Source organism: Ureibacillus sp. 179-F W5.1 NHS (genome assembly GCF_045369345.1).
In the GTDB taxonomy this organism is placed as follows: Bacteria; Bacillota; Bacilli; order Bacillales_A; family Planococcaceae; genus Ureibacillus; species Ureibacillus halotolerans.
On sequence record NZ_JBIQFG010000019.1, the window covers coordinates 13,341 to 39,884 of the forward strand.

General features: G+C 35.3%; 37 protein-coding genes, 1 pseudogene and 2 riboswitches. Of the genes and pseudogenes, 7 read left to right on the plus strand and 31 right to left on the minus strand.

Going from position 1 to position 26,544, the window contains the following annotated elements:
- The 3 genes from ACH0B5_RS10020 to ACH0B5_RS10030 are packed head-to-tail and all read left to right on the plus strand — an operon-like array spanning position 1 to position 2,647.
- Complete coding sequence (locus ACH0B5_RS10020; protein ID WP_122973017.1) at positions 1 to 1,056, plus strand: FecCD family ABC transporter permease; 1,056 nt, start codon at positions 1 to 3, stop codon at positions 1,054 to 1,056.
- Between the two features lie 15 nt (positions 1,057 to 1,071).
- Positions 1,072 to 1,902: an ABC transporter ATP-binding protein gene (locus ACH0B5_RS10025; RefSeq protein WP_341361612.1), complete on the plus strand. Its 831-nt coding sequence runs from the start codon at positions 1,072 to 1,074 to the stop codon at positions 1,900 to 1,902.
- Positions 1,880 to 2,647: an IucA/IucC family C-terminal-domain containing protein gene (locus ACH0B5_RS10030; RefSeq protein WP_341361611.1), complete on the plus strand. Its 768-nt coding sequence runs from the start codon at positions 1,880 to 1,882 to the stop codon at positions 2,645 to 2,647. The genes ACH0B5_RS10025 and ACH0B5_RS10030 overlap by 23 nt, the downstream gene beginning before the upstream one ends.
- A 76-nt stretch (positions 2,648 to 2,723) precedes the next feature.
- Here the strand turns inward: ACH0B5_RS10030 and ACH0B5_RS10035 are convergent, their stop codons facing one another.
- The 9 genes from ACH0B5_RS10035 to ACH0B5_RS10075 form a co-directional block, all read right to left on the minus strand.
- Complete coding sequence (locus tag ACH0B5_RS10035) at positions 2,724 to 3,008, minus strand: hypothetical protein (RefSeq protein WP_341361610.1); 285 nt, start codon at positions 3,006 to 3,008, stop codon at positions 2,724 to 2,726.
- Positions 3,005 to 3,304: a DUF2089 family protein gene (locus tag ACH0B5_RS10040; protein WP_122973014.1), complete on the minus strand. Its 300-nt coding sequence runs from the start codon at positions 3,302 to 3,304 to the stop codon at positions 3,005 to 3,007. Before ACH0B5_RS10040 ends, ACH0B5_RS10035 begins: the two co-directional genes overlap by 4 nt.
- 132 nt (positions 3,305 to 3,436) lie before the next feature.
- Positions 3,437 to 4,471, minus strand: a complete 1,035-nt coding sequence (locus ACH0B5_RS10045) for a serine hydrolase domain-containing protein (protein WP_122973013.1) — start codon at positions 4,469 to 4,471, stop codon at positions 3,437 to 3,439.
- A gap of 34 nt (positions 4,472 to 4,505) precedes the next feature.
- Positions 4,506 to 4,883 (minus strand): VOC family protein, encoded by a 378-nt coding sequence (locus ACH0B5_RS10050; protein ID WP_122973012.1) that lies wholly within the window; start codon positions 4,881 to 4,883, stop codon positions 4,506 to 4,508.
- A gap of 143 nt (positions 4,884 to 5,026) precedes the next feature.
- On the minus strand, positions 5,027 to 5,995 hold the full coding sequence (locus ACH0B5_RS10055; protein WP_122973011.1) for a DUF3994 domain-containing protein: 969 nt from the start codon (positions 5,993 to 5,995) through the stop codon (positions 5,027 to 5,029).
- Positions 5,996 to 6,819: 824 nt separating this feature from the next.
- Positions 6,820 to 7,200: a hypothetical protein gene (locus tag ACH0B5_RS10060; RefSeq protein ID WP_406927783.1), complete on the minus strand. Its 381-nt coding sequence runs from the start codon at positions 7,198 to 7,200 to the stop codon at positions 6,820 to 6,822.
- A gap of 34 nt (positions 7,201 to 7,234) precedes the next feature.
- The gene (locus ACH0B5_RS10065) at positions 7,235 to 7,714 is read right to left on the minus strand and encodes a GNAT family N-acetyltransferase (protein ID WP_406927784.1); all 480 of its coding nucleotides are present in this window, start codon (positions 7,712 to 7,714) and stop codon (positions 7,235 to 7,237) included.
- Positions 7,715 to 7,878: 164 nt separating this feature from the next.
- Complete coding sequence (locus ACH0B5_RS10070; protein ID WP_406927785.1) at positions 7,879 to 8,874, minus strand: trypsin-like serine peptidase; 996 nt, start codon at positions 8,872 to 8,874, stop codon at positions 7,879 to 7,881.
- Between the two features lie 73 nt (positions 8,875 to 8,947).
- Complete coding sequence (locus ACH0B5_RS10075) at positions 8,948 to 9,325, minus strand: DUF3221 domain-containing protein (RefSeq protein WP_122973006.1); 378 nt, start codon at positions 9,323 to 9,325, stop codon at positions 8,948 to 8,950.
- 299 nt (positions 9,326 to 9,624) lie between these two features.
- Between ACH0B5_RS10075 and ACH0B5_RS10080 the strand changes: the two genes are divergently transcribed.
- Positions 9,625 to 10,050 (plus strand): nucleoside 2-deoxyribosyltransferase, encoded by a 426-nt coding sequence (locus ACH0B5_RS10080; RefSeq protein WP_191706477.1) that lies wholly within the window; start codon positions 9,625 to 9,627, stop codon positions 10,048 to 10,050.
- Positions 10,051 to 10,103: 53 nt separating this feature from the next.
- Here ACH0B5_RS10080 and ACH0B5_RS10085 read toward each other — a convergent pair whose 3' ends face one another.
- The 6 genes from ACH0B5_RS10085 to blaOXA all read right to left on the minus strand — a co-directional run bounded on the left by ACH0B5_RS10085 (position 10,104) and on the right by blaOXA (position 14,434).
- Positions 10,104 to 10,532: an OsmC family protein gene (locus ACH0B5_RS10085; RefSeq protein ID WP_406927786.1), complete on the minus strand. Its 429-nt coding sequence runs from the start codon at positions 10,530 to 10,532 to the stop codon at positions 10,104 to 10,106.
- 27 nt (positions 10,533 to 10,559) lie between these two features.
- A complete protein-coding gene (locus ACH0B5_RS10090; RefSeq protein ID WP_122973003.1) occupies positions 10,560 to 11,306 on the minus strand; it encodes an amino acid ABC transporter ATP-binding protein in 747 nt (248 codons plus the stop codon).
- A gap of 14 nt (positions 11,307 to 11,320) precedes the next feature.
- A complete protein-coding gene (locus ACH0B5_RS10095; RefSeq protein ID WP_122973002.1) occupies positions 11,321 to 11,962 on the minus strand; it encodes an amino acid ABC transporter permease in 642 nt (213 codons plus the stop codon).
- 17 nt (positions 11,963 to 11,979) lie between these two features.
- On the minus strand, positions 11,980 to 12,801 hold the full coding sequence (locus ACH0B5_RS10100; RefSeq protein WP_122973001.1) for a substrate-binding periplasmic protein: 822 nt from the start codon (positions 12,799 to 12,801) through the stop codon (positions 11,980 to 11,982).
- Between the two features lie 17 nt (positions 12,802 to 12,818).
- Positions 12,819 to 13,445, minus strand: coding sequence for a TetR/AcrR family transcriptional regulator (locus tag ACH0B5_RS10105; RefSeq protein WP_122973000.1), 627 nt, complete (start codon positions 13,443 to 13,445; stop codon positions 12,819 to 12,821).
- Positions 13,446 to 13,630: 185 nt separating this feature from the next.
- A complete protein-coding gene (gene blaOXA / locus ACH0B5_RS10110) occupies positions 13,631 to 14,434 on the minus strand; it encodes a class D beta-lactamase (protein ID WP_122973029.1) in 804 nt (267 codons plus the stop codon).
- A 152-nt stretch (positions 14,435 to 14,586) separates the two neighbouring features.
- Between blaOXA and ACH0B5_RS10115 the strand changes: the two genes are divergently transcribed.
- From ACH0B5_RS10115 to ACH0B5_RS10125, 3 genes are all read left to right on the plus strand, one after another.
- Positions 14,587 to 15,930 (plus strand): aminotransferase-like domain-containing protein, encoded by a 1,344-nt coding sequence (locus ACH0B5_RS10115; protein ID WP_406927787.1) that lies wholly within the window; start codon positions 14,587 to 14,589, stop codon positions 15,928 to 15,930.
- A 283-nt stretch (positions 15,931 to 16,213) separates the two neighbouring features.
- Positions 16,214 to 16,417, plus strand: coding sequence for a hypothetical protein (locus ACH0B5_RS10120; protein ID WP_406927788.1), 204 nt, complete (start codon positions 16,214 to 16,216; stop codon positions 16,415 to 16,417).
- A 19-nt stretch (positions 16,418 to 16,436) separates the two neighbouring features.
- Positions 16,437 to 16,916, plus strand: a complete 480-nt coding sequence (locus ACH0B5_RS10125; RefSeq protein WP_341361584.1) for a DinB family protein — start codon at positions 16,437 to 16,439, stop codon at positions 16,914 to 16,916.
- Between the two features lie 32 nt (positions 16,917 to 16,948).
- Here ACH0B5_RS10125 and ACH0B5_RS10130 read toward each other — a convergent pair whose 3' ends face one another.
- The 16 genes and pseudogenes from ACH0B5_RS10130 to ACH0B5_RS10205 all read right to left on the minus strand — a co-directional run bounded on the left by ACH0B5_RS10130 (position 16,949) and on the right by ACH0B5_RS10205 (position 26,447).
- Positions 16,949 to 17,245, minus strand: a complete 297-nt coding sequence (locus ACH0B5_RS10130; RefSeq protein WP_341361583.1) for a DUF5316 domain-containing protein — start codon at positions 17,243 to 17,245, stop codon at positions 16,949 to 16,951.
- Positions 17,246 to 17,316: 71 nt separating this feature from the next.
- On the minus strand, positions 17,317 to 17,895 hold the full coding sequence (locus ACH0B5_RS10135) for a hypothetical protein (RefSeq protein ID WP_122973448.1): 579 nt from the start codon (positions 17,893 to 17,895) through the stop codon (positions 17,317 to 17,319).
- Between the two features lie 246 nt (positions 17,896 to 18,141).
- Positions 18,142 to 18,699 carry a dihydrofolate reductase family protein gene (locus tag ACH0B5_RS10140; protein WP_122973449.1) on the minus strand — a complete coding sequence of 186 codons (558 nt, stop codon included), beginning with the start codon at positions 18,697 to 18,699 and terminating at the stop codon, positions 18,142 to 18,144.
- A 26-nt stretch (positions 18,700 to 18,725) separates the two neighbouring features.
- Positions 18,726 to 19,277, minus strand: a complete 552-nt coding sequence (locus ACH0B5_RS10145) for a GNAT family N-acetyltransferase (RefSeq protein WP_406927789.1) — start codon at positions 19,275 to 19,277, stop codon at positions 18,726 to 18,728.
- 147 nt (positions 19,278 to 19,424) lie between these two features.
- Complete coding sequence (locus ACH0B5_RS10150) at positions 19,425 to 20,609, minus strand: MFS transporter (RefSeq protein WP_122973451.1); 1,185 nt, start codon at positions 20,607 to 20,609, stop codon at positions 19,425 to 19,427.
- On the minus strand, positions 20,599 to 21,015 hold the full coding sequence (locus ACH0B5_RS10155; protein WP_341361581.1) for a MarR family winged helix-turn-helix transcriptional regulator: 417 nt from the start codon (positions 21,013 to 21,015) through the stop codon (positions 20,599 to 20,601). The genes ACH0B5_RS10150 and ACH0B5_RS10155 overlap by 11 nt, the downstream gene beginning before the upstream one ends.
- 130 nt (positions 21,016 to 21,145) lie before the next feature.
- Positions 21,146 to 21,607 (minus strand): GNAT family N-acetyltransferase, encoded by a 462-nt coding sequence (locus tag ACH0B5_RS10160; RefSeq protein ID WP_406927793.1) that lies wholly within the window; start codon positions 21,605 to 21,607, stop codon positions 21,146 to 21,148.
- An 89-nt stretch (positions 21,608 to 21,696) separates the two neighbouring features.
- Complete coding sequence (locus tag ACH0B5_RS10165) at positions 21,697 to 21,843, minus strand: hypothetical protein (RefSeq protein ID WP_341361580.1); 147 nt, start codon at positions 21,841 to 21,843, stop codon at positions 21,697 to 21,699.
- Between the two features lie 82 nt (positions 21,844 to 21,925).
- A pseudogene (locus tag ACH0B5_RS10170) lies at positions 21,926 to 22,012 on the minus strand (hypothetical protein); the annotation flags it as partial.
- Between the two features lie 53 nt (positions 22,013 to 22,065).
- The gene (locus ACH0B5_RS10175) at positions 22,066 to 22,524 is read right to left on the minus strand and encodes a helix-hairpin-helix domain-containing protein (RefSeq protein WP_341361579.1); all 459 of its coding nucleotides are present in this window, start codon (positions 22,522 to 22,524) and stop codon (positions 22,066 to 22,068) included.
- Positions 22,525 to 22,648: 124 nt separating this feature from the next.
- Positions 22,649 to 23,059, minus strand: a complete 411-nt coding sequence (locus ACH0B5_RS10180) for a hypothetical protein (RefSeq protein ID WP_341361578.1) — start codon at positions 23,057 to 23,059, stop codon at positions 22,649 to 22,651.
- Between the two features lie 5 nt (positions 23,060 to 23,064).
- Positions 23,065 to 23,271, minus strand: coding sequence for a helix-turn-helix transcriptional regulator (locus tag ACH0B5_RS10185; protein ID WP_191706449.1), 207 nt, complete (start codon positions 23,269 to 23,271; stop codon positions 23,065 to 23,067).
- A 151-nt stretch (positions 23,272 to 23,422) separates the two neighbouring features.
- Positions 23,423 to 23,956, minus strand: coding sequence for a VUT family protein (locus tag ACH0B5_RS10190; RefSeq protein WP_341361577.1), 534 nt, complete (start codon positions 23,954 to 23,956; stop codon positions 23,423 to 23,425).
- Between the two features lie 38 nt (positions 23,957 to 23,994).
- Positions 23,995 to 24,654, minus strand: a complete 660-nt coding sequence (gene queC, locus ACH0B5_RS10195; protein ID WP_341361576.1) for a 7-cyano-7-deazaguanine synthase QueC — start codon at positions 24,652 to 24,654, stop codon at positions 23,995 to 23,997.
- Positions 24,655 to 24,707: 53 nt separating this feature from the next.
- Positions 24,708 to 24,751: riboswitch (PreQ1 riboswitch) on the minus strand.
- Positions 24,752 to 24,762: 11 nt separating this feature from the next.
- A complete protein-coding gene (gene queF, locus ACH0B5_RS10200) occupies positions 24,763 to 25,263 on the minus strand; it encodes a preQ(1) synthase (protein ID WP_191706446.1) in 501 nt (166 codons plus the stop codon).
- A 117-nt stretch (positions 25,264 to 25,380) separates the two neighbouring features.
- Positions 25,381 to 25,427, minus strand: a riboswitch (PreQ1 riboswitch).
- A 54-nt stretch (positions 25,428 to 25,481) separates the two neighbouring features.
- The gene (locus ACH0B5_RS10205) at positions 25,482 to 26,447 is read right to left on the minus strand and encodes a nucleoside hydrolase (protein ID WP_341361575.1); all 966 of its coding nucleotides are present in this window, start codon (positions 26,445 to 26,447) and stop codon (positions 25,482 to 25,484) included.
- Positions 26,448 to 26,544: the final 97 nt, after the last annotated feature.

Here is a 26,544-nt window from a genome sequence, read left to right on the forward strand (position 1 = left end):
ATGAAAAAATATACTTCAGTAAGAGCTTTTCGGGAGAAATTCTCTTTTTTAGTGGATCATAAAGCATTTAAATATAATGTCTCTTTCCTTCTTTTTCTTTGCTTTCTTTTCCTTTTAAGCGCTGGTATGGGAGAGCAATATTTTTCTCCTTGGAAAGTATTCAATATACTTCTAGGGAATAGTGATAGTTTTGAATCGATGGTCGTTGAATCTTTTCGAATGCCAAGAATTTTAATATCCATTTTGGTTGGGATTAGTCTGGCAGTAGCCGGAGCCATTTTACAATCCATTCTTCGAAATCCATTAGCATCACCGGATGTAACGGGCATTACCGGTGGAGCATCAGTCGCGGTCGTGTTATTTTTAGCACTTTTTAGTAACGATAGTAATGTTTTAACGGTAAGTATCCATTGGATGCCCCTTGCCGCCTTTATAGGAGCAACGATTATTGCCTTTCTCCTTTATATCCTTGCATGGAAAAACGGCCTATCCCCTTTCCGTTTAGTACTAATCGGAATTGGTTTATGGGCATTAACAAAAGCGTTAACGAATTTATTTATGATTTTAGGTCCGATTGTTCAGGCAAGTCAGGCGAATGTCTGGATAACCGGCTCCGTTTATGGATCGAATTGGAACAATGTTCAAATTTTAGCGCCCATCACCATTGTCTTATTAATCATTACGTTTATGATGACGAGACATTTAAATATTCAAGAACTTGGAGAAGACATCGCTTTAGGTCTTGGGACAAAAATTGAAAGACAGCGTTTAGGGCTGTTATTACTAAGTACAGCTCTAATTGGAAGTGCTGTGGCCTTTGCAGGAGGTATTGGGTTTGTCGGTTTAATGGCACCCCATATTGCTCGAAAATTAGTCGGTTCATCCTTTGGCAATCTTTTGCCTCTTTCCGCCATAATAGGAGCTATTTTAGTGTTACTTGCTGATACGATTGGTAGAACGCTCTTTTTACCGATTGAAGTTCCCGCTGGCGTATTTACCGCTACGATAGGGGCGCCTTATTTTATCTATCTTTTATATAGACACCGAAATGCTTAAAAAGGAGTAACGATCATGCATGTATTAGAAACGAAAGATTTAACGGTAACTTACGGGGAACAGATTATATTAGACCAATTAAACATTACGATTCCAAATGGTGAAATTACCGTTCTGATTGGAAGTAATGGTTGCGGGAAGTCTACCCTTCTTCGCTCAATGGCTAGATTACTAAAGCCTCAAAGTGGCGCTATTTTGTTAGATGGAGAAGCGATGATGAAGCTGCCTACAAAGGAAGTAGCGAAAAAGTTAGCGATGCTACCCCAAGGACCTGTATCTCCAGAAGGGTTAACGGTCTTACAATTAGTGAAACAAGGACGCTATCCATATCAAAAATGGTACCAACAATGGTCATCAAAGGATGAAGAAATTGTCCGTCATGCCCTACATTCTACAGGGATGACAGAGCTTTCCGATCGTTTAGTGGATTCTTTATCTGGTGGACAAAGACAAAGAGCTTGGATTGCTATGACCCTTGCCCAAGATACAAATACAATTTTATTAGATGAACCGACAACGTATCTCGATTTAACTCATCAAATTGAAGTTTTAGATCTTCTTTTTGAACTGAACGAAAAAGAAAAACGAACGATTGTCATGGTATTACACGACTTAAATTTAGCTTGTCGCTATGCCCATAACATCATTGCGGTAAAAGATAAAGCGGTATTTGCCCAAGGGAAGCCGGAAGAAATCGTAGATCGGGAATTAGTGAAAAGTGTATTTCATTTAGATTGTGAAGTAGTGGCAGATCCTATATTTGGTACCCCTATGTGTGTCCCATATGGGAAAGGTCGACATATGAATGGGGTGAAAAACTCTATTGAACACGTTCTCTCCCGATGAATTAAAAATACTTGAGGAAAAATTTCGTTTCACTTCCTTAACGAATTCGTCCCCTTTATCGATTCAAATAAGTGATTTATTAGATGAAGCACAAATTCATCTTTATTTAACGGCGATCAAAGAAAAAACAAAGGCTGCTAACCTTGGTGTCGCTGCATCCCTTTTTGTAAAACGATATAGTTTTGCAATCCTAGCCGCGCTATATTCAATGAGCGTGTTGAACAAACGAATCAACTTTTCCTTTCAAAACGTTTCCATTCAAACGTTAGATGAATCGGATCCGTTATGGCTGCCTTCAATCAAATTTAACAATATAAAGTTAAGTCCGGCACCACAGGACAGGGAGAATTGGAGAAATGAAATTTTAACGGGCATATTTGCGAACCATATCGAAGTTTTATTTAACCAACTTCATCAGACAACAAAACTATCAAAAATCATCATGTGGGAAAACATATATATATACATTGTTTGGATGTATAAAAACTTGTTAGATGACCATCAATATTCGGCTAGGTATCTCGATATGAAAGAGGATTTTGAATGGATTGCTGCTCGTGGGAAAGGGATTTTATTCGGCAGCTATAAAGATAATCCATTTCTAAAGTTTAAAAGTACGGATGAGGCTCTAAGCAACCTAGAGGGCCCTGCTCAAGATAGAAAAACTTGCTGTTTATCTTATTTAACAGAAAACAAAGGGCACTTTTGCAAAACTTGCCCAATTCGGCTGAAACGAAAATCGTAGTTACTTTTCTTTTTAAAGGCTCAAAATAATAAAATAAGCCCTAGATTATTTTGGTCTAGGGCTTATTTCACTGTAGTTAAATTTCACGAGCTTTCATTTTTTCTAATTCTTTTTGCGTTTTATTGGCAACAATTTTTCTTCCACTAATCCAATATCCAATTAAAAATGCTTCCCCTACAATAATCAGTAAAATGAGTTTCAGAATAGACCAGTCAACCATTCCAGTTGTTTGGATATATAATAAAAATACGAAATAGGCAATCGGTATAATAGAACCTAAATACCTCTCGTTCCTAGTCGATAAAAAATGTTGAACAGCAAATACGAGTACAATGATGCCTAGTCGATACCAGTCATTCATTTGTTTTGTACCTCCTTTTTATATTTCTCAATGATTAATTTTGCATCTTCTAAACTAATCCGATCATCGATGGATAGTTTTTTAATAAAACGAATGAATTCTTCATTTTCCGTACTTTCATTAACTTTAATTTTTTCAATCAATTTATCCAGGCGAATTCTCACCGTCGGATAAGAAACTTCGTAGTATCTTGCAATATCTTTTAAAGAACCTGAATTTAATATGAAATTTTTAATAAATTCAACGTCTTCTTTCTCTAAAGATAATAACCAACTTGGAATATCGTGCTTATCCATCACACCACCCCTTCATCATTATTTAATTTTATTTAAACATTATTTTTAATAAAATTCAAGTTTAGTTTAATATTATTAAAGTTTTAACAAATAAAGGCGTTTATCCTCCTTGAACAAACGCCTATTTATTGCTTATTTAATTAATCTTTGTGCAACTATTTCCTCTTCAATTGCCTTCATCATGGCAAAAGCACCTTCAGATTTGTTCGAGCAAATGACAGTTTGGATGGAGAATGAAGGATAAAAGGCAGAGTGAAAACTTACTCCCGGATCGTATCCCATTATGTGATACTTGAACATTTCATTTCCCTTTTTTTGAATCCAAACACCATAACCGTAATAACTATTTTCATTTACTTGAATGTGAGGTGTAAGTAGTTTACGAGTGTATTCATCCCTTAATAATTGATGATCCATCAGGGCATGCCAGAAATTTGACATATCCTTTACGCTCACAAAGGCCCCTCCATCGGACCCCCCTTTGACTGGTAATGAATAGATATTCGTCTTCCAAGTACCATCTGGAAAATCAATATACCCAAGAGCCGTTTTTTCTGGTAGTGAATCCATTTCAAAATAACCAGCGCCTTTCATATTCGCTCTTTTGAATATATTCTCCTTTACATATTCAGAGAATGGACGCTGGCTTACTTGTTCTACAATAAGCCCCAGTAAGATATATCCTGCGTTGTTATAGTGGAACTTTTCCCCTACTCCCGATTTCATCGATTCATTTTGAAATAGCGGTAAGAAATTTTCCAAATTCCTTATTAAGTACATCGGATTTTTAATCCATAACTCTTCAAAATCTTCCATTACTTCCTCATCAAAATAGTCGGGTATTCCAGCCGTATGGGTTAATAAATGATGAACCGTAATATCTTGATCGAAGTGAATAAAAGAATACTTTAAACATTCCTGCAGCTTCGTTTCAAAGGAAAGTTTTCCTGCCTCCACTAGTTGACAAATCGCGACCGCAGTAAACAGTTTACAGCCCGATGCAATCCCGAATCGAGTATCTGGTTTGTTTTCAATTTGTTCAGAACGACTGGCAAATCCGTAACTTTCCATTGCTAAAATTTCTTCTTCTTTTTTTACTAGAACTGTTCCGGAAAAATGACCGTCTTCCTGAACTTGGTTTAAACGGTTAATGATTGTTGTCATCAAATCTTGGCCTTCCTTCTGTAATGTAGTAACTTCCTTATTGGCAAACACCTAAAGGATTATGATCTGGATCATAGAAAGTAAAAAATTTCGTCGTTCCTTCCCCACCCATTTCATTTACTTTGACGTTCTTTTCAACTAAATATGTGTACATTTCTTCGATATCTTGGGGAATGAAGTTGTAGTATTTTCCTACACCAAATTGATTTTCTGGAAACTTCATTGGCTTGTGGTTAGCAGTTTTAACTAGACAAACAACAGTAGGTGAATGTTCGCTAATCTTCATCACCGCCGCCTCTTCTTCGAGATACACAAGCTCAAAACCTAATATCTCTTTATACCATGCCGCTGAAAATTTCGGATCCTTAACGGGAATAAAAACCCCTTCCATTCCTTTTAAAAGTGATTTCACCATCTATCACCACTCCTTACATTAAGTGATTAAATATAACATTCGGTAAATAATAGATTTGTCCTTTATTGGTTTCGTTTAAATTAGACAAAAAAGACGTTCATCCATTTTGGATAAACGTCTAACTGTCATTTATTTGGATTTATTTATTCTTTTTCCTCTTTTTGCTTTTCAAAACTAAATTCCGCTAACGTCTGGGCATCCATCATGCGAAGAATACCATCTTTAAAATAGGTTAAAACCATTTCCTGTTTGGCTCTGTTACCTGCGGATACACTTTTTCCATCCTTATATACTTCATTGTTTTCGATGAGTAATTGATGTGTTCTGAAATCATATTCCCATGTTCCTAACATTACATTATCTTTACTAGGATATAGTCCTCTACCATATCCTTCATAAGAACCATCAGCATTTAATACAATGGCTACAGACTTGTCGTCATATAACCATTTCCCAATTAATTCTTTCCCATCCTTTGATACATTTAGTGTTACACTATCATGGTCAATACCAGCTAAACTATCCAATTCATCTAAATCTTCGGTTGTAATTGTTCCATCCCCAACCGCTTCTGGATCTAAATCGTTTAGCATCGTTAAACCTTTCATTAAGAAATCATTCATTTCTTCATATTTATCAAGTACGCTACTTACATCTACTTCGTTTACAAGTAATCCTTCTTTTAACTTTTCTAAATACACTAAATAACTATTCGTAGCATCCACAAAGTATTGATGAGTTTCTTTATATTTTTCAGGCACTGTTGCAGTTTGAATTTCCTTTGAAATTTTCATATTCTCAATCGCTGCATTACCCATTTTTAACATTGGATCTTCTATAGTAGAACTATTATTAAACACATCAAGTATCACTTCTTGATTTTTTTTCAAAGTATCGATTTTTCCTGTTATATACTCATTGTATTCACTTTCTTGAAGAGTGACTGGCTCTACTTGAATTTCCTTATTTAACTGTTCTTTTAAATCATTTATTTTTTGCTCTGAATCTTGTGCCTCTGCCGCTTCATTGACACCTTCCTTAACGCCTTCTACAAATTGACTACAACCTGTTAATAAAAACGCCAAACTCGTTAATGCTAAAAATTTTTTCATATTAATTACCCTTCTTTTCAGTTGCTTTAATGCAATAATATTTGTTGGAATTGTATATTATTAACAGTATCTTTATTTATCAAATTAGACCATAAGACTATTTTCATATTTTACTTTTATTCAATTTGAACTACTTTAAATTAAACGAATCTACTCTATAAAAAAATGAGATGACTAGAACTAGTCGAAATCTAAAATAAAAATTTGGTAGTAATCATTTTTTTAGCCACAAAAAACCACCATTTTTTCTACCCGAGAAAATGGTGGTTTGGATTTTGCCCTAGTCTCATTCTTTAATTATTTAATCTCTTATCCTTAGACGAAAACCCAAATAAAAGGAAAATATATGGAAAGGCTAATAAAATTAAATGGAAATATCCGAAATTCCCAAATATCACCGTTTCATTTGCAGCATTGTATTCCAATTCATCTAAATAAACTCCTAATCCATAACTATACCAAATGACGTAAGCATATAAAATTGCAGAAATTCCATATAAGAATTTTCTAAAAGATTTACTTTACTAGATATTAGTAGAATTATGAATAGAATAGGATACAAAATTAATAGGGCTAAAACTAAGTAAAAGATGGAAATTGGTTCAAAATAATGAACATCCATTAGAAAACCTCCTGCATTTGTTATTTAGGATTACAAGCAGCCTTGTAAGTTTCTGCTAAAGATACATCTGGCCGATTTGATGTTAAAGTTCGGCATTTCTAACTCTAAATTTCTTAAAAACTGGCCATTACTCTAGGAAATTTTGAATTTTATTAACTAAAAAATAGCATCGTCTTATTTTTAGAGAACACCTCCCACTCTACTATTCCTTCCAATCAGCCGGGATATCCACTAACACATACTCACTAGTCCACTTTTGCGTTGTTACAATTAGCTTTTTGCCTTGTTTTTCAAAGAAAAGTCCACTTCCATCCTTGTCTGTGAAAGTCCATCCACTTTGACTAACCATTTCTTTAATGATTTCATCAGATTCGGATGTATTTGGAGTGTGTACTATATACCATTCTTGACCATTTTCCTTTGATAAAAAAACGATTGGTTGATCAGAAGTATTTAGTTTCTCTAAAACTTCCCTTTTGCTTATAGTTTCTATTGGTAGCGATGGATAGTAGAGCTTATTGTAAAATACAAGTGCTCCAGCAATAATGATAGCGAATCCAATTGCCACGAATACTTTTTTCATAAAACACCGCCTAATTTTGAATTCTTTCCTCAATTTAAATTGCCCGGCTTAAAATTTCTCCCGGTAACCCGTCTATTTCACAAACTTTTTCCGTTTCAAAACCGAGATTGATTAAAATTTTTCTAGAGGCGATATTATTCGGATCGATAATGGCTTTTAACGTTGTGACGTTTGTTCCTTTGGCAAGTTCCACCAATTGCTTTCCAATAGCCTTCCCATAGCCCTTCCCCCAATGTTCAGGTAATATCATATAGCCGATTTCAGCTTCTTCCTCATTGGTTGGATTCAACGTTAAATGCCCTAGACCAATAAACTTTCCACCCTCGCACACTTTGTAAGTCCCAAAAATATCATATTTTCGATTCCGTTCTAATATTTTTTGAAAGTTCTCCTGGGCTTCAGTGAAAGGAATGGCCCGTTCAGTAATTTGCTCCATCACCTTTTCATCGGAAACTAATTGAAAGTAGTAATCAAAGTCTTCTTCTGCAAATTTTACCCATTCTAAATGATTCATATTTATTCGCCTCGCTTTTCTTTTTTAAAAAAGAATAGAATAACGGACTGACACTTTCTATATTGTATAATAAATACATACATTGTATAATTCTGGGAATTTGACTAAAAGTGAGAGACAAGAAAAAAGAGCCTTTATTGGCTCTTTTATATAAAAATTCGTTTTTATTGTAATGAAGCCCAAGTTATAAAGTCTACCATTGGTTTCGTCATTTTTGGGCCTCCATTTATAACATTTCCATTCTGTAATCTATATGAAGCATTATGAACTCCGACAACTTGATTTGAAGTATTAAGCATTGCGGACCCAGATTGTCCATTAAAAGTGTCAATCGTATAATATGCTAAGTTAGTAGACTCTTGACTAACAGTTCCTGACATTCCCCATTGATTGTATAATCCAGTTTCCTCTATTAAATCTGATGGATAACCATATATTTTAATCGTAGTTCCTGATAGGTTTGTTACTTGTTTATATGGAAGGTATCCTACAATATCACCAGCATCATATGACCCATACTTTTCAAGTTTTAGAATGGCAAAATCGTATTGACTATCTCCTGAGTTTGAATACCCGACTGGATGATAATAATCTTGGATAAAATATGCACCGTATGAGTAATGGTTGTCCTTTAATGCTGGAATTACCACACCGCCTACTGCACTTTCACCTGTATCTAAATCATGCACACAATGAGCATTTGTTAAAACTAAATCCTTACCAATTAAAGTACCTGTACATGCAGCATAAAAATTATCATATTCTAATTCAACGTAAGCTATTTGCTTATGTGGAGTTTTAGTAGTATCTGTAACCTTTGTACGTTGATCTGTACCAATGACTGCAAAAGGAGAAAAGCTATTAGAATCTTTATCTTCATCTATTATTTGACCTGTACCGAAGTTTATCGTAGGTTTATTTGGATCTTTAGGTATTTCTCTTTCTGGTAAAACTTTACCACTTCCAACTTTCCCTCTAGATTCACTAACATTATAACTTTGTACTTGGTTTTGTAAATCCGAATACTTAATAATTTGACCTTTAGAATTAATTAAATCATAGGGGCTATTACTATTTGAAATAGTATTAGCAAAACTTGGACTAACTGTAATAGCGAGAGCCATCAATCCAAATAATACTGCAGAAATAATCCTTCTCATTTCCTAACCTCCTATTGATAGAATTTCCAATTAAATAATACCATTATTTGTATAATCTGTAAATTTATTAATTTTAATTTTCTGAAACTTCTAATTTATTAACTTTGTAAGTAGGAGGATTCGATTCTAGAATTTCACTATACCAAACCTTTACTTTTTGCCCGGTTTGTATATGTTCTAAAAGTGATTCATCTTTAAAACTCAGAAATAGTACCTTATTATAATATTTATCTAATAAAGTATTTAAAGGTAGTTCCATATCATCGTAGTTAAAATTTGTATCTTGAATTAGAATTTTTTTCCCTGACTTTTTATCAAATATTATGATCCCTTCTACACTCGCGTTATCTGTAACAATATCAGGTTCCGGACTACTAGAATTCTCACAACTTACTAAAGTAGGTAAGAAACAGAAGATTAGAAATAAGTATAATATCAATTTTAATTTCATCGCCCTGTCTCCTTTCTAAACTTTTAAAATTTGAATATATTCGGTCATTTTTATTACTTCAATAAAAATTGACTTTCTCCTTCTACAACTTTACTCCCCTACATTTGCACTTTTAATTTCATTACTCAATCATGGGACTCGTTATTTCTTTAAATAAATGATTCCTTCAACTCAAAAAACGTCCAACAAACTTATTTAAGTAATTGTTATTGAAGGGATGGGTAGACTTGATTATGATTAACCGTAGTATTGGTTAATAATGAAGTGATTTTTGAAAATCACTCAGGGGGTCACACGAAATGAAAAGAGTTTATTTAGCTAGTCCTTTTTTTAACGATAAAGAGATCGGTTATTTAGAACAAGTTGAGGAGATTTTAGCAGAGAAACAATTAAAAGTATTCTCTCCAATGAGAAAGTCGGCATCCCCAAACGCTGAAGTGGGTTCACGCCAATGGTCCATTGAAACATTTATGGATGATATTAAACATATTAAGTGGGCTGAAATCGTTGTAGGCATCTATCATGGAAATTATTCCGACAGCGGAACCGCTTGGGAACTCGGATATGCTTATGCTACGGATAAGCCGGTTATTTTAGTTCATGTTGGTGAAAACAGTAACTTGATGGTCCATGAAGGTGCACACGCTAATATTACTTTAGAGGAACTGAAAGAATATGACTTTGATAAATTAGCTAGTTCGTTCTATTCAGGTGAAATGCTCTAAAACAAAAAATGATTGAAAGAGATGTACGATACAACTCTTTCAATCATTTTTCATTATACTTGTTCAGCAGTTACTTCTTCGCCATTTAAAATTAATTTGTAATTGATTTCAGCTTTTAAAGATGCAGACACGGCACAATATTTTTCTTCCCCTAAATGAATGGCGCGCCATACTTTTTTAGGTGTAATGTTACCATCTACTACGAAAGTAAGTGTAGCAGCAGTGAAGGCTGTTGGTAATTCTTCACGACGTACACCATCTACTGTTATTTCTATGTTTTCAATATCATCTAAATGTGGTTTTAAAATCATTGTCACATCTATTCCGATACAACCGGCTAATGAAGCAAGTAACATTTCGGTTGGTGTTGCCGCCTTCCCTTCTCCACCATAGTTGGCTGTCGCATCCATCGTCATGGGATAGCCAGTTGGTCCAACTGCTGTAAAGGCACGTCCACCTTGCCATTTTGCTTTAATTTGCATTTTGTTCATTTCCTTTCATGTTCCAAGTTAAAATTCTGAAACTTGTCGTAAAAACTTTTGTGCTCTTTCTGTTTCTGGGTGTTCAAAAAATTCTACTGGATTAGCATCTTCGACAATGACACCATCCGCCATAAATAAAATCCGATCTGCTACCTCTTTTGCGAACTTCATTTCATGGGTTACGATAACCATTGTCATCCCATCTTCCGCCAAATCCCTCATTACTTTTAATACTTCTCCTACTAGCTCTGGATCTAGCGCCGATGTTGGTTCATCAAATAACATTAACTTTGGCTCCATTGCAAGGGCTCGTGCGATAGCAACCCGTTGTTGTTGACCACCTGAAAGCTGAGAAGGATAGGATTCCTCTTTCTCGGCAAGACCGACTTTTAAAAGTAAGTCGGAAGCAATGACATAGGCTTGCTCTTTATTCATTTTTTTCACAACGAGCAGTGCTTCCATGACATTTTCCACAACAGTTTTATGTGGGTATAAGTTAAATTGTTGAAATACCATCCCTGTTTCTTGGCGGATGGCGTGTATTTCTTTTTGTAAAACTTTTCTTTGCGCTTGTGGGTCAATGACATGTCCATTCACTTTGACTGTGCCGCCCGTTATCGCCTCTAACCCATTCATACATCTTAAAAACGTACTTTTTCCAGAACCACTAGGACCAATTACTGCTACGACTTGTTTTGCGGGAATCGTTAATGAAATGTCCTTTAATACTTCGTTTTTTCCGAAGTTTTTTTGTAGATGTTTAATCTCAATCATGCGTTGCGCCCCCTTTAGTAAACAGACAACCGTTTTTCAATTTTATGCAATATAAACGTAAAGAACGTACTCATTATCCAATACATGACAGCAATTGCTAAATAAAATGGCATATACACATAATATTGAGATACTAACAGTTGGGCAGAACGCATTAATTCTGTCACTGCAATGACTGAAACGAGTGATGTTTCCTTTAACATCCCGACAAAGGTATTTCCTAATGGTGGAATTGCATAACGTACAGCTTGTGGAATTACGATACGGCGCATTGCTTGACGTTCGGTCATCCCCGTTGCAATCGCTGCTTCTGTTTGACCTTTTGGTACGGATTCAATCGCACCACGGAAGGCTTCCGAAACATAAGCACCAATATTAATACTTAAAGCGATACATGCAGCTGTTAATGGTCCAAATTCAATACCGTAGTCGACTAAACCGTAGTAAACAATGACAATTTGAACTAGTGGCGGTGTTCCACGGATAATTGAAACGTATACTCTTGCAATCATACGTAGAAAGCGATTGCCCTTCAGTCGGGCAACCGCGGTAATTAAACCAATTATTAAACCAAAGAACATTGACACCACTGTGATAAGTAAAGTATAGTATGCCCCTTTTAGTAAAAAGGGGATATTTTCAATAACCAAATCCATTGTAGTGACCTACTTTCTTATTCTGCTGGTGGTGCTTCTTCAAACCATTTCATGAAAATTTCTTCGTACGTACCATCTTGTTTCATTTCTTCTAATGCTTTATTTAATGCATCAACAAGCTCTGTATTTCCTTTTTTCACCGCAACGGCCGCTTTATCGGATTTGATTGGTTCGCCAACTGCTTTAATCGCATATCCGTTTTCTTCAATGACAGGTTTTAAAGCATATACATTGTTAATTGTTGCATCAATACGACCTGCATCTAAATCTTTTAAAGTTGTAATGACATCGTCGTACGTATTAATTGTAAAATCTCCAACTTCAGGCATTAATTCTGTACGTAAATACGTTTCATCATTTGTACCTAGTCCAACACCGATTTTTTTCCCTTTAAAGTCTTCTTTTGATTGAATGTCTGTATTGGATTCTTTTACAATGACTTTTACTTGGTTTGTAATGTATGGTTCTGTAAAATCAATTTGTTTTTGACGTTCTTCCGTAATCGTTACTTGGCTCACTAATATATCAAATTTATCTTTTTGTAAGCCTGGAATAAGACCTGAGAAGTCTTGTGCGACAAACTCTGCTTCTACACCTAGTCGATTAGCTAATTCTTTAGCGATATCTACGTCAAATCCATCATATTCTTTATTTTCGTTTAAGTAATTGTAAGGCGCATATGTCCCCATAATACCAACTGTCATTTTGCCATCTTGTTGAATTTGCTCAAGAGCATTTGTTTCTTCTTTTTTTGAATCTTTCGTTGTATCTGTTCCACATGCAGCTAATATTAGTGAAGTAACTGCTACAAGTGATATTAACCATTTTGCCTTTTTCATGTTTTTTCCCTCCTGTTTTAGACTCCGAAAATACCGAAAAATTCAAATTTAACGGTCTCTTCAATAATTTGTTGTAGTGAATGATGCTGCAATACTTGGCTTGATGAGGATGTTTTAAATAACCATCGCGATAAAACCCCTTCGAGAAGACTCATGACAAAAACAGCCTGCATCTCTGGATTGATGTGTTCATTTGTCATATGCAACTCTTTTGCCCTTCTTATATTTTTTGCAAAAGCAGCTTCCATATCCGTTTTAATTTCATCCACTTTTGCTTGTAATGTAGGCTGTGAATGAATCCCTTTTAGTATGATTTGCATTAAAAACGGATTTTCTTCAGCAAATTGAAATATATGTTCAAATATATTCATGGAAGAGACAACTGAATCTTTCACATCCACCTTCGTTGTACGATATCCGATTTGGATCGCATTTAAAATTTGAACACGACCAGCTTCCAACATCTCTAAACAAATGGCTTCTTTACTTTCAAAATGCCAATAAAACGTCCCTTGGGAGACTTCAGCCTTTGCTACTATGTCAGAAATTTTCGTATTCTCAAAGCCTTTTGTTGCAAATAATTCTAATGCAATCGCCAATAATTGTTGCTTTCTATCCTGCCTTCTCATTCGATCTTGCATCATTCACACCCTCCTAACTGACTCATCAGTTAATTAAATCCTACAAACTTACTTGAGATTAGTCAAATGTTTTTACTTAAATTTTTTCAAAAAATTTAATTTGCTAGAAATATAGTGCATTTATATAAAAAAAGAAGCCATTTGAATAATTTCAAAATGACTTCTAAACAATTGAAATTTACTACCTATTACTCTTCATCAAGAATATCCATTTTCTTTAACGTTTCCACCGTAATTTGTTTTGATTCTGTTCCGGAGCCATCTAGGTTAACAGCAAACACCCATGTTTCTTTCTCCGTTTCAATAAAGCCGACATACCATCCTAATCCCATATCTGAAAGTCTCGTTCCCGTTTTACCGTGGAGCGTATACTCATCCTGTTCGTCTTGAATCAAAATTCTTTTGACGGTTTTTTGGTTCTTTTCCGTAAAAGGAAGATCTTCTTCTACTAAGCTTTCTATAAAGTCTACTTGTTCTATTGCTGAAATTTCCAATGTACTGTCGAGCCAAAATTCGTCGATTCCACCAGATATATCTCTATTTCCATACCCTATTTGATTCACAAACTTTTCCATGTTCGTTACCCCGATATCCCGCGCCATATCTTGATAAAACCAAATAGCGGATTCCCTTATAGCGGAGGCTAAGGTGTGATCCCGATTCCAACTTTCAAATTCTCTTATCACTCCATCCCATCTTTTCACTTCATACTCATCTCTTACTGCGCCTGTCTCCAAACCGATTAACGAATTCGGCACTTTAAAAGTCGATTCGGGTGTGAATCGTTCTTCACTTCTCTCACGGTTATAGACATACATCTGATCATTTTTTAAATTTTTCAAAACCATCGTGCCATCTCTTCCATCAAATAATTGTTCAATATGCAATTCCTTCGTTTTTTTACCTTCCGCGCCTGGAGTTGAAGAAAAAGTAGTAAAAGCAAGGACGATTGAGAGTAAACACAACCCTATGAAACTAGAAACCTTTTTCATTGAACCTTTCTTTACCTTGTCCATTTGAATAACCTCCTTATTTTAGAAGTTTTTGGAACTTCCATCCTTTATACTAAAGAGGTAGATTCATTTCCGGTAGATAGTAAAAACGCCATCTGTACCCATACAAAATAAGGGGTGGAAATTTAAATATGGACACGAAATATCAAGAAATTATGAATGAAATTCATGCACAAATTGCTGACGGCCGCCTTCAACCCGGAGGGAAATTGCCGTCTATCCGAGCCCTTTCAGAGGCCTTTAAATGTAGTAAAAATACAATTATTAAAGCTTATAATGAATTGGAAAAGCAACATAAAATTTATGCTGTTCCAAAAAGCGGTTATTATCTCGTCGGCAGTCGTCATTTAGATTCCGAAACAGAGGAAATGATTGATTTTGTTTCTGCCGGTCCTGACAAATGGCATATGCCCTACCGTGATTATCAACATTGTATGAATCAGGCAATCGAATTATATAAAGAAGACATGTTTCAATACGCCGAGCCCCTCGGTTTACCTATTTTAAGATCCCAATTATCGAAGCAATTGCAAGCGCTTCAAGTGTTTGCACCAGCACAAAGAATTTGTGTCGTTTCCGGTTCCCAACAAGCCCTTGATATTTTAGTAGCCCTCCCCTTCCCTAATGGCAAGACGGAAATTTGTATCGAGCAGCCAACTCATTTCAGTATGATTGAGTCAATTTCATCAAGAGGGCTGAATGCAGTTGGGATTGAAATAACAAAAGAAGGCATCGACTTGAAACAATTAGAAAAAATCTTTAAAGAACGGCCTATTAAATTCTTTTATACTGTTTCCAGATTTCAAAATCCTACCGGCTATAGTTATACAAATAAGGAAAAGAAAAAGATCGTTGAATTGGCCCAAAAATATGATGTATTCATTATCGAGGATGATTATATGGGAGATCTTGATACACGGAAAAAAGCGGATCCGATGTTTGCCTACGATCCTTCTGGCAGAGTCATTTATACGAAAAGTTTTTCAAAAGTACTTTTACCTGGCTTAAGACTTGGGGCCGCTGTTTTACCTGAGTCGCTTATTGAGCTTTTTTCGAAAGCAAAGTTTGCTGCCGATGTCCACTCTCCTGTTTTAACGCAAGGTGCCTTGGAAATTTATTTGCAAAGCGGGATGTATAATGCCCATATACAAAATTTAAGAACAATTTATAAGAAAAAAGGCGAGATGTTAAAAAGGGCTTTCCTTACCTATTTATCTGAAGGAGTAACCTTCACCGGTGCCGAATCTGGATTTTACTCTTCGATTCAATTGCCCTATCCATTGAAGGCATCCCATCTCGTAAATTCTTTAAAAAAGAAAAACGTTCTTGTTCAAGATGCGACAGGCATGTACCTACCTCCATATAAAAAAGATAACGTCATCCGTTTGAGCGTCTCTCAAGTAGAAAAAAGGAAAATCGAGGAAGGAATTCGAATCATTGGAGAAGAAGTTATAAAACTGTTAAGGAAAAACTAACGATTTTGGAGGTATACATTTGAACTATTTAAAAATGCGAGCAAAGCATTTTACTTACATATTATTTGGATGGATTATCGGTTTTATAATTTCCTATTTTCTATTTTCGAATTTAAATCCTACCATTCTATTTAGACTCTTTTTCTTTTATTGCCTTGGTGAAGTAGGTTATTTCTTTTTCTGGAAATATAAGCAGAGGACCGTAGAAGATTAAAAGGGTTGGTAAACAACTGTCATATTTCGAAGGTAAAATCCGTATCTTCTTAATAAGGAGATGGGTACATTGGTCAATCTATTAGAAAATTTGTTTGATATTTCAATTTCAATTCTATTTTTAAGTACCATTGTTTATTTGTTGCAATTAAAGAAAGCGAAACGAGCAAGAAAACTGTCCTCAATGGAGCACTTTATGTACATTGTGATACGACTTACCTATTTTACTGCAGCATCTAGTTATGTACTTCTTTTATTAGATAAACATTATTAAATCTATTGGAGGATACGGAATGAATAAAGAAATTTTGTTAAAGGAGCTATATTTTTTAAAAGACAATATAAGTCATTATATTTTACTGTATAAGGAAGATTTTGCTGATTGGGCTCCCCATAATAATTTGAGAAGTCTTTTTTCACTTGTGAATCACATATCTGGTATTCCGATGATGACGGCGAACATTCTGGAGCAACTGCCAGATGAATGTATTTTCCCATTGGATGAACCCTTTTTGATTAACCATATTGATACCCCTGGCTTATATCATTTCTTCCTAGATGGATTTAAAAAGTTAGAAACGTTTGTTAAAGCGATACCAAATGATGAATTTAATACGAAGCTAATCCGCCATCCCTTTGGAGAAAAAGTGACTCAAGCTAAAGTTACTTTCGATGCCATCACCCACTTATACCATCACCGTGGGCAATTACACAATTACTTAAAGCAACTCGGTCAATCGATTTCAACTGATACGCTATATGTGAATTCATAAAAATCCCTACTTGTTAAAAGTAAGGATTTTTCTTATCCGTTATTCAATAAAAAGGAAAAAACGATAGACACAATAAAATTAGGGATAGCAAGTAAAAGTGAGCTAGTAAACATTTTATATCGGCTCTTCCGATCTTCTTCCGATTCGGTGGCGTAATTTGCCCTAATTCGATCTCCGCTTACAAGTGTTCCCGAAAAAATCAGTGTAGCAACTAAAAAAACGACACCGATACTACTAGTAATAACAGGAATCATATGAATATCCCAAAATACCAAAGATACAATGATTCCTACTAATGAAAGGATAAAACCAATGATTACATATTTCAATATACTTCCCCCCCTTTAGTTATTGTACGTTACAATTCCCCATACGTTTCATTAGGCGAGAATTAATTCCCCTAATCTAAACACCCTTTTAATTTTGAAGCCAATTGATCTTGTTTATAATACATATCGTTTAAAGAAAGGACGGCAAAGTAAGAAGAAACTTCATTTTTCACTAATAAACAATCATCATATAGTAAACTAATATGTAAATTTGTTTTAGGTGTCCTTTTACTTACCTTTAGAAAATTGGCCAATTCTAAATAAACTGGATGCACCATTTCATCCACTGACCTCTCGATTGCAAAGTGCCCTACATTACTACTCCACCAAACTTGGAAAGCTGTGTAAATTTCATCAAATAATTTTAAACTACTGTCATTGATTACGAAGAATCTTTCATAAAACCGGTTTCTTTCCTTATGAAAAAAATTTAAATCATGAACTTTTTCATCCGAAATTTTTTGTAATACCTCTTCCCATAGTTCTTTGAATCTTGACTCAAAATCTTCTTTAAACGGAACCGTCGTAGACAAGTAGGGATACTTTAAATGCTCTCCGCTACGATGTTGGTTAAGATAAATATTTTGTAAGTAAATTAAAAAATTTAAAGAATGACTTTCATCTAAACTTATTACGAATGAATTGTCCATTCAATGATCCCCTCTCTTTCCTGAACTATTAAATTCTATAAGAAAGATTCATTACCTTCATTTATAATCTTCAAGTTTTTTATTTTATGATTGATACCTTAAACTTTTATTGGGTACTATTTTCAGGGAGCAAATAATGCTTTTAAATTTATTGGTTTTCTTCCTATTCTTTTATTTTTGTTGACTATATTTCTATGGATTTTAAGAACATTAAAAAAGGAGTGGCAAAAGCTACCCTCTAAAACCTTACTTCAAATGATAGATTAATTGCACTACTCCAGAGGAAAACCTTCTTGTATCGACTAGATTTAAATTTAACCTTTGTTTGATATTAACAAACAAAGGTTTCCCCTCTCCTAAAATAACTGGGTGAACCGATAATCTTAATTCATCTACAAGCCCTAAGTTCATAAAAGTAGTAATTAGACTTGAGCCACCGTACAACCATATATCTTTTCCTGACTGACTTTTAATTTTCTCCACTTCTTCTAAAATATTTTCATTAATGTAAACCGCTTTTTGATCCGTCCCTTTTTGTGTTCTGGAAAAGACGTATTTCTTTTTAGTGTGGATAGATTCCATTTGCTTTTGCAAATCTACATCTTCTATATCCGGCGTAGATTCTCCCCATAAATCATAGCTTTTCCGTCCATAAAAAATCGTGTCAATTTGATTTAGGAAATTGTTAAACCCCATTTCCTCATCCATGATGCACCAGTCTATTTCGCCGTTTTGCCCTTCAATGAAACCATCTAACGATACCGCCAAATCTAGAAGAACTTTCCGTGATAAAATTTCAGGCATACGCTCACAACCCTCTTTGTTAATCGTTATTTACCCCACTCATATTTCAAAATACTATAAAGGAATGAATCCCTCCAACCATCTTTCATTTTCAAGTTTTCTCGAATTCTCCCTTCCTTCGTCATACCGACTTTTTCCAACACTTTATATGAACCAATATTTCTAGGATCACAAGTAGCATAAATGCGATGGAGATTGAAATGCTCAAAGCCAAAGTCAATCAACAGCATTGCCACCTCTGTTGCGATCCCCTTACCCCAATAATCTGGGTTCACCACATATCCAATTTCCCCCGTTTTGTTCGTAAAATCGCGAAGGTGCAACTCTCCAGCTCCGACCATTTCGTCATCCTTTTTGTTTATAATAGCGAAGACATATCTTCTCCTTGGGGTTTTAGATGCGTCAGCTAAAACTTCATTTACAAACATTTTAGATTCCTGTAAAGTATTCGGTCCCCAAGGTTGGTAGCGACAGACGATTTCTTGGGAAGCATATTTATGTACGTCGACCCAATCATCTTCAACCATTTCCCTTAAAAAGACCCTTTCTGTTGATAATGTTTTTGTAACTACTTCCATCTCATCCCCTCCACTTTTATTAAGTCCCTTATCAATCTATTCATCCTTAATTTCAACAAAAAGTAATCGAATCCTTCTTGGAATAAATAGAAAGTTAACCATAAAAAAGAGGTAACCTACGATTGTAAGTTACCTCTTTTATCGATTTTAAATATATTGTTTCGCTTTTCTTCCATGTAAAACAAAGTAAAGTGGAATACAAATAATAATGACCGGTACCATCCACATAAACATCGTTTGGAATCCAAGTAATGGAACGAGAATTCCAAGTAAGTATGGGCCGAAACCTAGACCTAAATCATAAAAAATATAATAAGTGGATGTTGCAAAGCCGAAACGGTGTGGCTCTGTTACTTTTACGGCGATTGTTTGAGCAATTGAGTTGAAATTACCAAAACCTAACCCTATTAACGCGGCAGCTAGTAATAACACGAATGAGCTGTGGGCTGTACTAAATAAATACATCCCTAGTGCAAAAATGACTAACGCTGGGTAAACGATGATGTTTGGTCCCTTTTTGTCCATCAGCTTTCCGGTAATAGGTCTCGTTACAATCGTTGCGAAGGCATAAACAATAAAGAATACACTCGCTGCCGTAACTAAATCTATTTCCTCCGCATATGGAGAAATGTAGGACATCACACCTGAATAGGCAAACCCAATAAGTAGTGCAACGAAAGAAATTGGAATCGATTTCGGTTCCATCACCTTTGAAATAAAGGATTGTTTTCCTTCGATTTCTTGTTCGTTTTTCTTTGATGCGATGGTAATCTCTATTTTTACAAAAGCAAGCATCACAATCATACATAATGATAGAAAAACATTAAATCCGAAAATTAACGTATTTCCATGTTCAAATTTCATTAATAGAAGGCCGATAAACGGACCAATCGCTGTCGCTAAGATGGCACTTAAACTATAGTAACCGATCCCTTCTCCTTTTCGGTTAGCTGGTAAAATATATGCAACAATTGTACCGGCAGCAGAACCAATAATACCGACAAATACTCCTTGAATAAAACGTACAATTAATAAAAAGGCAATATGTATTTCAATAAAATATAAACATGATGTAATAAAGAAACCAATAACGCCAATTATTAAAATTTTCGACGGTCCTATTTTTTCAATAAGTCTACCTGTCATTAGCCGCCCTACTAAAGCGCCAATAACATAAATACTGGATACAAGACCAGCCATACTTGTAGATGCATCGTAAGTTTTTATAGTGTAACTTCCGATTGTGACGATTAATAAATAAAACATTAATACGGCCAAAAAGTTAATGAGTGCAACTGATATAAAATTTTTTGTCCATATTTTATCCTTCATAGTGTTTCAAACGCTCCTCTAATATCATAAGCTGTTCCGTCCATTCATTTACCATTTCCTCTGACATTGGCTCTGTTACAAATGATTGGAGTTCCATTACTTTTTCTCCTACTTTTCTACAAAGGATCTGCCCTTCAACAGTTAAAGACAAATATTTTTGCCGTTTATCTTCACCGCTTGTGAATTCAAGTATCCCCTGTTCGTTCAATTTACGCACTAAAGTAGATACTGTTGGCTTCTCAACAGACCACTCTTTCACAATATCGATACTTGTACATCCTTCATTTTTAAATACATGATTTATAACTAGCCATTGTACAGGCGTAATTCCATTAGCAGAACATATTTCTTGAAGTCGGTTCACATACAATTTATTAAAGCGGTAGATTGTTGAAAACAGATTCATAAAAACCTCCAAAGTAGTTAGTATTCCTAACTAACTATATAATAGAAATGATTCTATGTAAATACCAATTGATTTCGATTTCATTAAAAAAGGACGTTCCGCCATGGGTAACGTCCTTTCCTATGTACTATTAAAGTTTCATTTTCATACCTTCATGGGTTGCTTTAAAACCAATCCGTTCATAAAATCGCAAAGCATCTGGTCGCTTTTTATCTGTCGTTAGTTGAACTAGATGACAACCTCGTTCCTTTGCCCTTTCAATAGCCCATTTGAATAACTCTGTCCCGAGCCCTTTCCCGCGCATAGAAGTCGCCGTTCGAACGCCCTCAATTGTTGCTCGCCACCCACCTTGATATGTTAGATATGGAGTAAAGGTAATTTGTAGTACACCTACCACGTCCTCTCCTATACAAGCTACTACTAACTCATTGTTTGGGTCTGACGATATCGCCTGAAAAGCTTCTATATAACTTACTGGCAGCGGCTGTTCATATCGTTCCCGCTGACTCCCCAACACATCATCAGCAAGCATTTGAACAATTTGATCTAAATCTGTTTCTTCTGCTATTCTAAAATCTAATTCATTTATCATCATACTTGAACCCCTTTCTCTATAAATTAAGTTCAACAAACATGGGGGTAATCCTTTTAAAATCGCTCTATTTAAGGGAAATTATAAGATTATTGTTTTTTATTTCTTGCTATATATTCTAATTGTTGTGCAATATAAATTAATACCATTGCCCCGATTCCATTCCACATACCGCCAAAAAATAACCCTACAATTCCACCAAAAGCTATATAGAATCCTAAACTTTTATTTATCACTTACTCACCTGTCCCCTGGCTCTGATTTATTTCTAAATCAACCATATTTTATCGAATTTCAACCGTCCCCTACAGATACACTCTAATGGGCATAGTTTGGTTTTTCCGGTGGCCAAGTAGCCTCTACTTTAAAACCTAATACAGCTGTATACCACTCGATAGAAGTTTCTAAATTTTTACGTTCTTACGTAGGATAATCGTGTTTTCATTATCCTTTCCTCCCTATTCATACCAAGCCGTTTCAGGTCGATCATCTGGATACCCATAGACTTCCCGATACTTTTTTCTTTCCTGTGTAAATTCAAACCATTGCTTGTTACTCTTCGGGTTATTGGCGAAATGAATGACACATCGTATTTGATCTTCTACACAACTATCCGTCCAAACGCCCATTTTCTTCTCTAATTCATTAAATAATGTCGCACCGTCTTTTTCCTGTAACTCTTGTAAAGAAAAAATATGTAAATGGTTAACGAGCTTTTCTGCAAGTTCATATCCAATGGATGGGACTCGTTGAAATTCTGCAAGTGCTTTTATTTTCTTTGCTTCGTCTAACGACATTTCCAGTATTTCTGCTATTTGATTTGTACTTAGTGTATGTATATCTCCTAATTTCACTTTCGCTTTTCGAAGTTTGCCTTTGTCTTCAACTGTTAACGGTAACTTTGGATTGGAACCCAAAAAACCCCTCCTTCTATCCATTGTTAGTAAGTATAATTCGACAAAAAGTTTAATTATCCTACTACTCCTACTACTTGAGTGAGTAAGAGACGAATACCCAATGGACCCACCCCTCTTTACTTCCTCAAACTCTTTTAACAATAAATGCCCCAGCAATCGTCATTAAAAACACTCCGCCTAAACATAAAATCAACAGTCCCGTTTCGATCGTTTTTACTCCCATTGCATACGCAATTAATAGAGCAGCCCCACTGCCTATTAAAATAAAATATAGCGCCCCCAAAAAATACTTTTGGAGATTTTTTAAAGTTCGTTCATCGATTTCAGGCACATTTCCCCTTCTTTTCTGACTCCATTTAGAAACCATCAAAAATACCATTAATCCACCTATAACTCCAATGATAATTGGCAACATTAATTCAACAGGATAATCACCCGTTTCTTTTCCAATGATATATATACCTAAAAAACCGCCTATTATCATACATAGAACAATCACAGTCCATAACAAATGCTGTAACCTCTTAACGCTCACCTACTTCACTCCTTTTCCTCTAAGTAAAATAATTGTTCAAAAGGAACATCCAAATATTTAGCTAATTTTAGAGCCAATTCCAGACTTGGATTATACTTATTTTTCTCAATGGCATTAATCGTTTGACGAGTAATTTGCAAATCTTCCGCCATTTGAATTTGCGTAATTTTTTTGGCTAACCGAACTTCTTTAATATGATTAATTACTTTCACAAAACTTTTCACCCCATATTAAATGTAAAGATATCTTTACATTTAATATAAATAAAAATGGACAATATGTAAAGATATCTTTACATATTGTCCTATAAAAAAACTGGCGGAAACTTTTTCAAGCTACACCAGTTTTTTAGAAAACGATTTATTAAGCAAAACTGTTACTTTTCTTTCCATGCACTTGGCTTAAAATTATAGCACCAAACATTTGGATAACGGTTTTCACGATAATTTGACCGATAATAGCAGCTGGTACAGCTTCCCATGGTAACATACCGGCGCCAAGAGGGCTTAAACCAATAATGACAAACACTGCCGAATCTAGTAATCCTCCTACTAGACCACTATAGAAAACGCGCCAAGCGATAGGTAATTTCAATCGAGTATAAATTTCCGTATCGGCCGTTTCAGCTAAAATAAAGGAAATAGCTGATGCTGCTACGATCATTAATGTATCTCCTAGTAGAAAGGAGACGATTGCCGACAAAACTAATGCTGTAAAAATAAATAAATACGTTTTTTTCCGTCCGTATTTATTTTGTACTAAATCCCGGAAAATGAACGTCGCTCCAACAAACAACGTCCCCATCGGAACGATAAACATTCCAAATTGCAATGGTGCAAAGGCAGCCGTCACCACATTGGCAACGACAATTGATAATAAATAAAATATGATTCTCATTTTACTACTCCTTAAATTTCAATTAAAAACTTGGTCTTTTAAGACTCTACCTTCGAGTTTAAGTACTCATCTAAACCTCTTTTACGCAACTTACAAGCTGGACATTCCCCACAACCGTCCGCCTTTATTCCGTTATAACAAGTGAGTGTTTTTTCGCGGACAAATTCAAGGGCACCGAGCTGATCTGCCAATTCCCACGTTTGCGCTTTATTAAGCCACATTAACGGTGTTTCAATGACGAAAGTATCATCCATTGATAAATTTAACGTAACGTTTAGCGACTTAATAAAAATATCCCGGCAATCGGGATAGCCGCTAAAATCTGTTTCACAAACGCCTGTAACAATATGTTTCGCCCCTATTTGTTTTGCCAACACCCCAGCAAAGGATAGAAACAACAAATTACGCCCAGGCACAAAGGTTGATGGTAATTCGCCACCTTCCCCATCTTCCACTGGAATAGTTCCCCTTGTTAAAGCGTTCGGTGCTAACTGATTCAATAGCGACATATCTAACATGTGATGAGCAATCCCTAATTCTTTCGTTATTTCCTTTGCGCAGTCAATTTCAAGCCGATGCCTTTGACCGTAATCAAAGGTTACAGCTACCACTTCTTCATAGCGTTCTTTTGCCCAAAACAAACAAGTTGTACTATCTTGTCCTCCACTAAATACAACAACGGCTTTTCCCTGCTTCATGTGAAAAAATCTCCTTTATTAATGAAAAAACAGCATTCTAAGAAAAATGCTGTTTTTCCTTAGTTTTTTATAGAGGGTCGCTAATAACCTCTTTATTTAATTTCATTCTTAACGATTATCAATTTTTTCAGGATTTAAATCATGGTTCATTAAACGATGATGAGCCATCTCTTCATATTTCGTTCCCGGTTTCCCGTAGTTACACCAAGGGTCAATCGAAATTCCTCCGCGTGGCGTAAATTTACCCCAAACTTCAATGTAACGAGGGTCTAGTAATTTGATTAAATCGTTCATGATAATATTGACACAGTCTTCATGGAAATCACCATGGTTTCTAAAACTAAATAAGTACAATTTTAACGATTTACTTTCTACAATCTTTTTATCTGGAATGTAAGAAATATACATCGTCGCAAAGTCTGGTTGATGCGTTAATGGGCATAAACTCGTAAACTCCGGACAATTAAATTTCACGAAATAATCCCGATTGGAATGAAGATTATCTACCGCTTCTAATACTTCCGGTGCATAATCAAATGAATATTGTGTATTTTGGTTTCCTAATAATGTTAAATCTTTTAAACCTTCTTCATGGTTACGGCCAGACATAAAAAATCCTCCTTGCAAATGTTTCCCAACAATTAACAAGGAGAAGTTCATATTCTATAAAACTCTTATAAAAACATAAAAGCCATGTCCAGTTATGGACATGGCATCATTCGTCATGTTTCCATAGTTTTTTATAGAGGGTATCAGCTATGAACCTCTCCCGTTCGCCGGGCATTCTATTCATTGAATAGAATAAAGGATGAAGGGGCATTGGTCAATTAAAATTTTGTGAGGCGTTCCGAAATATTTTCCACAGCCTTCATAAATTCTTCAACAAACTTCTCCCGTTCAACGTTATGTAGAACATGAACATTTGGTTTATTGTTTGTACGATTCAAATAATCTACGATAGTAGCACCCGCTGCTTTACCTTCTAACTCCACCTCCACAAAGTGGTCGGTTCCTTCAAACAAGTGAGGTTGCAATAAATACATCACTGGCACTACATCATGAAAATGAACTACTTGATCATAATTTTCTTCATGAAAAGGTGTCTTTTCAATTTGATCAAGATAAAATGTCACCATTTCATGGAGCTTTTGTGTAAATTCCGTCCCCATATCTTCTAATCGCTTGATTTCATCCACTGTAATAAAGGCTTTATGAGTTACATCTAAACCACTCATTACAACTTGAATCCCTGAATTAAACACAATTTGGACAGCATGCGGGTCAACGTATGCATTGAATTCTGCCGTTGGTGTAACATTGCCCCCTACAGCTGCTCCCCCCATCCATAAAATCCTTTCAATTTTCGTTTTTACTTCAGGATGGGCAACAAGTAATGCCGCGATATTCGTCAAAGGACCAGTTGCGACAATCGTTATTTTTTCATCGCTACTTAAAATCGTCTCCACCATTGCAGTCACCGCCGGACGATGGCTCACTGGAAGTGGAGGCGTTAAAAACTGGACGTTTCCAAAACCACTTTCTCCATGGATATCTTCTGCTATTTCCAATCTACGAAGGAAAGGACTTTCTAATCCACGGGCAACTTCTACATTAGCCCCAATGTAACTTAAAAAGACCCGTGCATTATGATTGGATTTTCCTTGGGAGATATTCCCTGAGCTTGTTGTAACTAAACGAATATCTAAAGCATCATCATTTCCATAGACGTATGTTAACATCATTGCATCATCTATTCCCGGATCTGTGTCAATGATTATAGGTATTTTAGACATGAAGAATCCCCTTTTCATTACTTCATAATAATATTCTCTTACTATTAAGTATACTTGAAAAGGGAATAAAAGGAAGCCTTCGAGTAAAAAAGGGAAA

Coding starts and splice junctions, on each gene's coding strand:
- ACH0B5_RS10020 (WP_122973017.1), top strand. CDS start 1: ATGAAAAAATATACTTCAGTAAGAGCTTTTCGGGAGAAATTCTCTTTT.
- ACH0B5_RS10025 (WP_341361612.1), top strand. CDS start 1,072: ATGCATGTATTAGAAACGAAAGATTTAACGGTAACTTACGGGGAACAG.
- ACH0B5_RS10035 (WP_341361610.1), bottom strand. CDS start 3,008: ATGAATGACTGGTATCGACTAGGCATCATTGTACTCGTATTTGCTGTT.
- ACH0B5_RS10040 (WP_122973014.1), bottom strand. CDS start 3,304: ATGGATAAGCACGATATTCCAAGTTGGTTATTATCTTTAGAGAAAGAA.
- ACH0B5_RS10050 (WP_122973012.1), bottom strand. CDS start 4,883: ATGGTGAAATCACTTTTAAAAGGAATGGAAGGGGTTTTTATTCCCGTT.
- ACH0B5_RS10055 (WP_122973011.1), bottom strand. CDS start 5,995: ATGAAAAAATTTTTAGCATTAACGAGTTTGGCGTTTTTATTAACAGGT.
- ACH0B5_RS10060 (WP_406927783.1), bottom strand. CDS start 7,200: ATGAAAAAAGTATTCGTGGCAATTGGATTCGCTATCATTATTGCTGGA.
- ACH0B5_RS10065 (WP_406927784.1), bottom strand. CDS start 7,714: ATGAATCATTTAGAATGGGTAAAATTTGCAGAAGAAGACTTTGATTAC.
- ACH0B5_RS10070 (WP_406927785.1), bottom strand. CDS start 8,874: ATGAGAAGGATTATTTCTGCAGTATTATTTGGATTGATGGCTCTCGCT.
- ACH0B5_RS10075 (WP_122973006.1), bottom strand. CDS start 9,325: ATGAAATTAAAATTGATATTATACTTATTTCTAATCTTCTGTTTCTTA.
- ACH0B5_RS10080 (WP_191706477.1), top strand. CDS start 9,625: ATGAAAAGAGTTTATTTAGCTAGTCCTTTTTTTAACGATAAAGAGATC.
- ACH0B5_RS10085 (WP_406927786.1), bottom strand. CDS start 10,532: ATGCAAATTAAAGCAAAATGGCAAGGTGGACGTGCCTTTACAGCAGTT.
- ACH0B5_RS10090 (WP_122973003.1), bottom strand. CDS start 11,306: ATGATTGAGATTAAACATCTACAAAAAAACTTCGGAAAAAACGAAGTA.
- ACH0B5_RS10095 (WP_122973002.1), bottom strand. CDS start 11,962: ATGGATTTGGTTATTGAAAATATCCCCTTTTTACTAAAAGGGGCATAC.
- ACH0B5_RS10100 (WP_122973001.1), bottom strand. CDS start 12,801: ATGAAAAAGGCAAAATGGTTAATATCACTTGTAGCAGTTACTTCACTA.
- ACH0B5_RS10105 (WP_122973000.1), bottom strand. CDS start 13,445: ATGATGCAAGATCGAATGAGAAGGCAGGATAGAAAGCAACAATTATTG.
- blaOXA (WP_122973029.1), bottom strand. CDS start 14,434: ATGAAAAAGGTTTCTAGTTTCATAGGGTTGTGTTTACTCTCAATCGTC.
- ACH0B5_RS10115 (WP_406927787.1), top strand. CDS start 14,587: ATGGACACGAAATATCAAGAAATTATGAATGAAATTCATGCACAAATT.
- ACH0B5_RS10125 (WP_341361584.1), top strand. CDS start 16,437: ATGAATAAAGAAATTTTGTTAAAGGAGCTATATTTTTTAAAAGACAAT.
- ACH0B5_RS10135 (WP_122973448.1), bottom strand. CDS start 17,895: ATGGACAATTCATTCGTAATAAGTTTAGATGAAAGTCATTCTTTAAAT.
- ACH0B5_RS10140 (WP_122973449.1), bottom strand. CDS start 18,699: ATGCCTGAAATTTTATCACGGAAAGTTCTTCTAGATTTGGCGGTATCG.
- ACH0B5_RS10145 (WP_406927789.1), bottom strand. CDS start 19,277: ATGGAAGTAGTTACAAAAACATTATCAACAGAAAGGGTCTTTTTAAGG.
- ACH0B5_RS10150 (WP_122973451.1), bottom strand. CDS start 20,609: ATGAAGGATAAAATATGGACAAAAAATTTTATATCAGTTGCACTCATT.
- ACH0B5_RS10155 (WP_341361581.1), bottom strand. CDS start 21,015: ATGAATCTGTTTTCAACAATCTACCGCTTTAATAAATTGTATGTGAAC.
- ACH0B5_RS10160 (WP_406927793.1), bottom strand. CDS start 21,607: ATGATAAATGAATTAGATTTTAGAATAGCAGAAGAAACAGATTTAGAT.
- ACH0B5_RS10190 (WP_341361577.1), bottom strand. CDS start 23,956: ATGAGAATCATATTTTATTTATTATCAATTGTCGTTGCCAATGTGGTG.
- queC (WP_341361576.1), bottom strand. CDS start 24,654: ATGAAGCAGGGAAAAGCCGTTGTTGTATTTAGTGGAGGACAAGATAGT.
- queF (WP_191706446.1), bottom strand. CDS start 25,263: ATGTCTGGCCGTAACCATGAAGAAGGTTTAAAAGATTTAACATTATTA.
- ACH0B5_RS10205 (WP_341361575.1), bottom strand. CDS start 26,447: ATGTCTAAAATACCTATAATCATTGACACAGATCCGGGAATAGATGAT.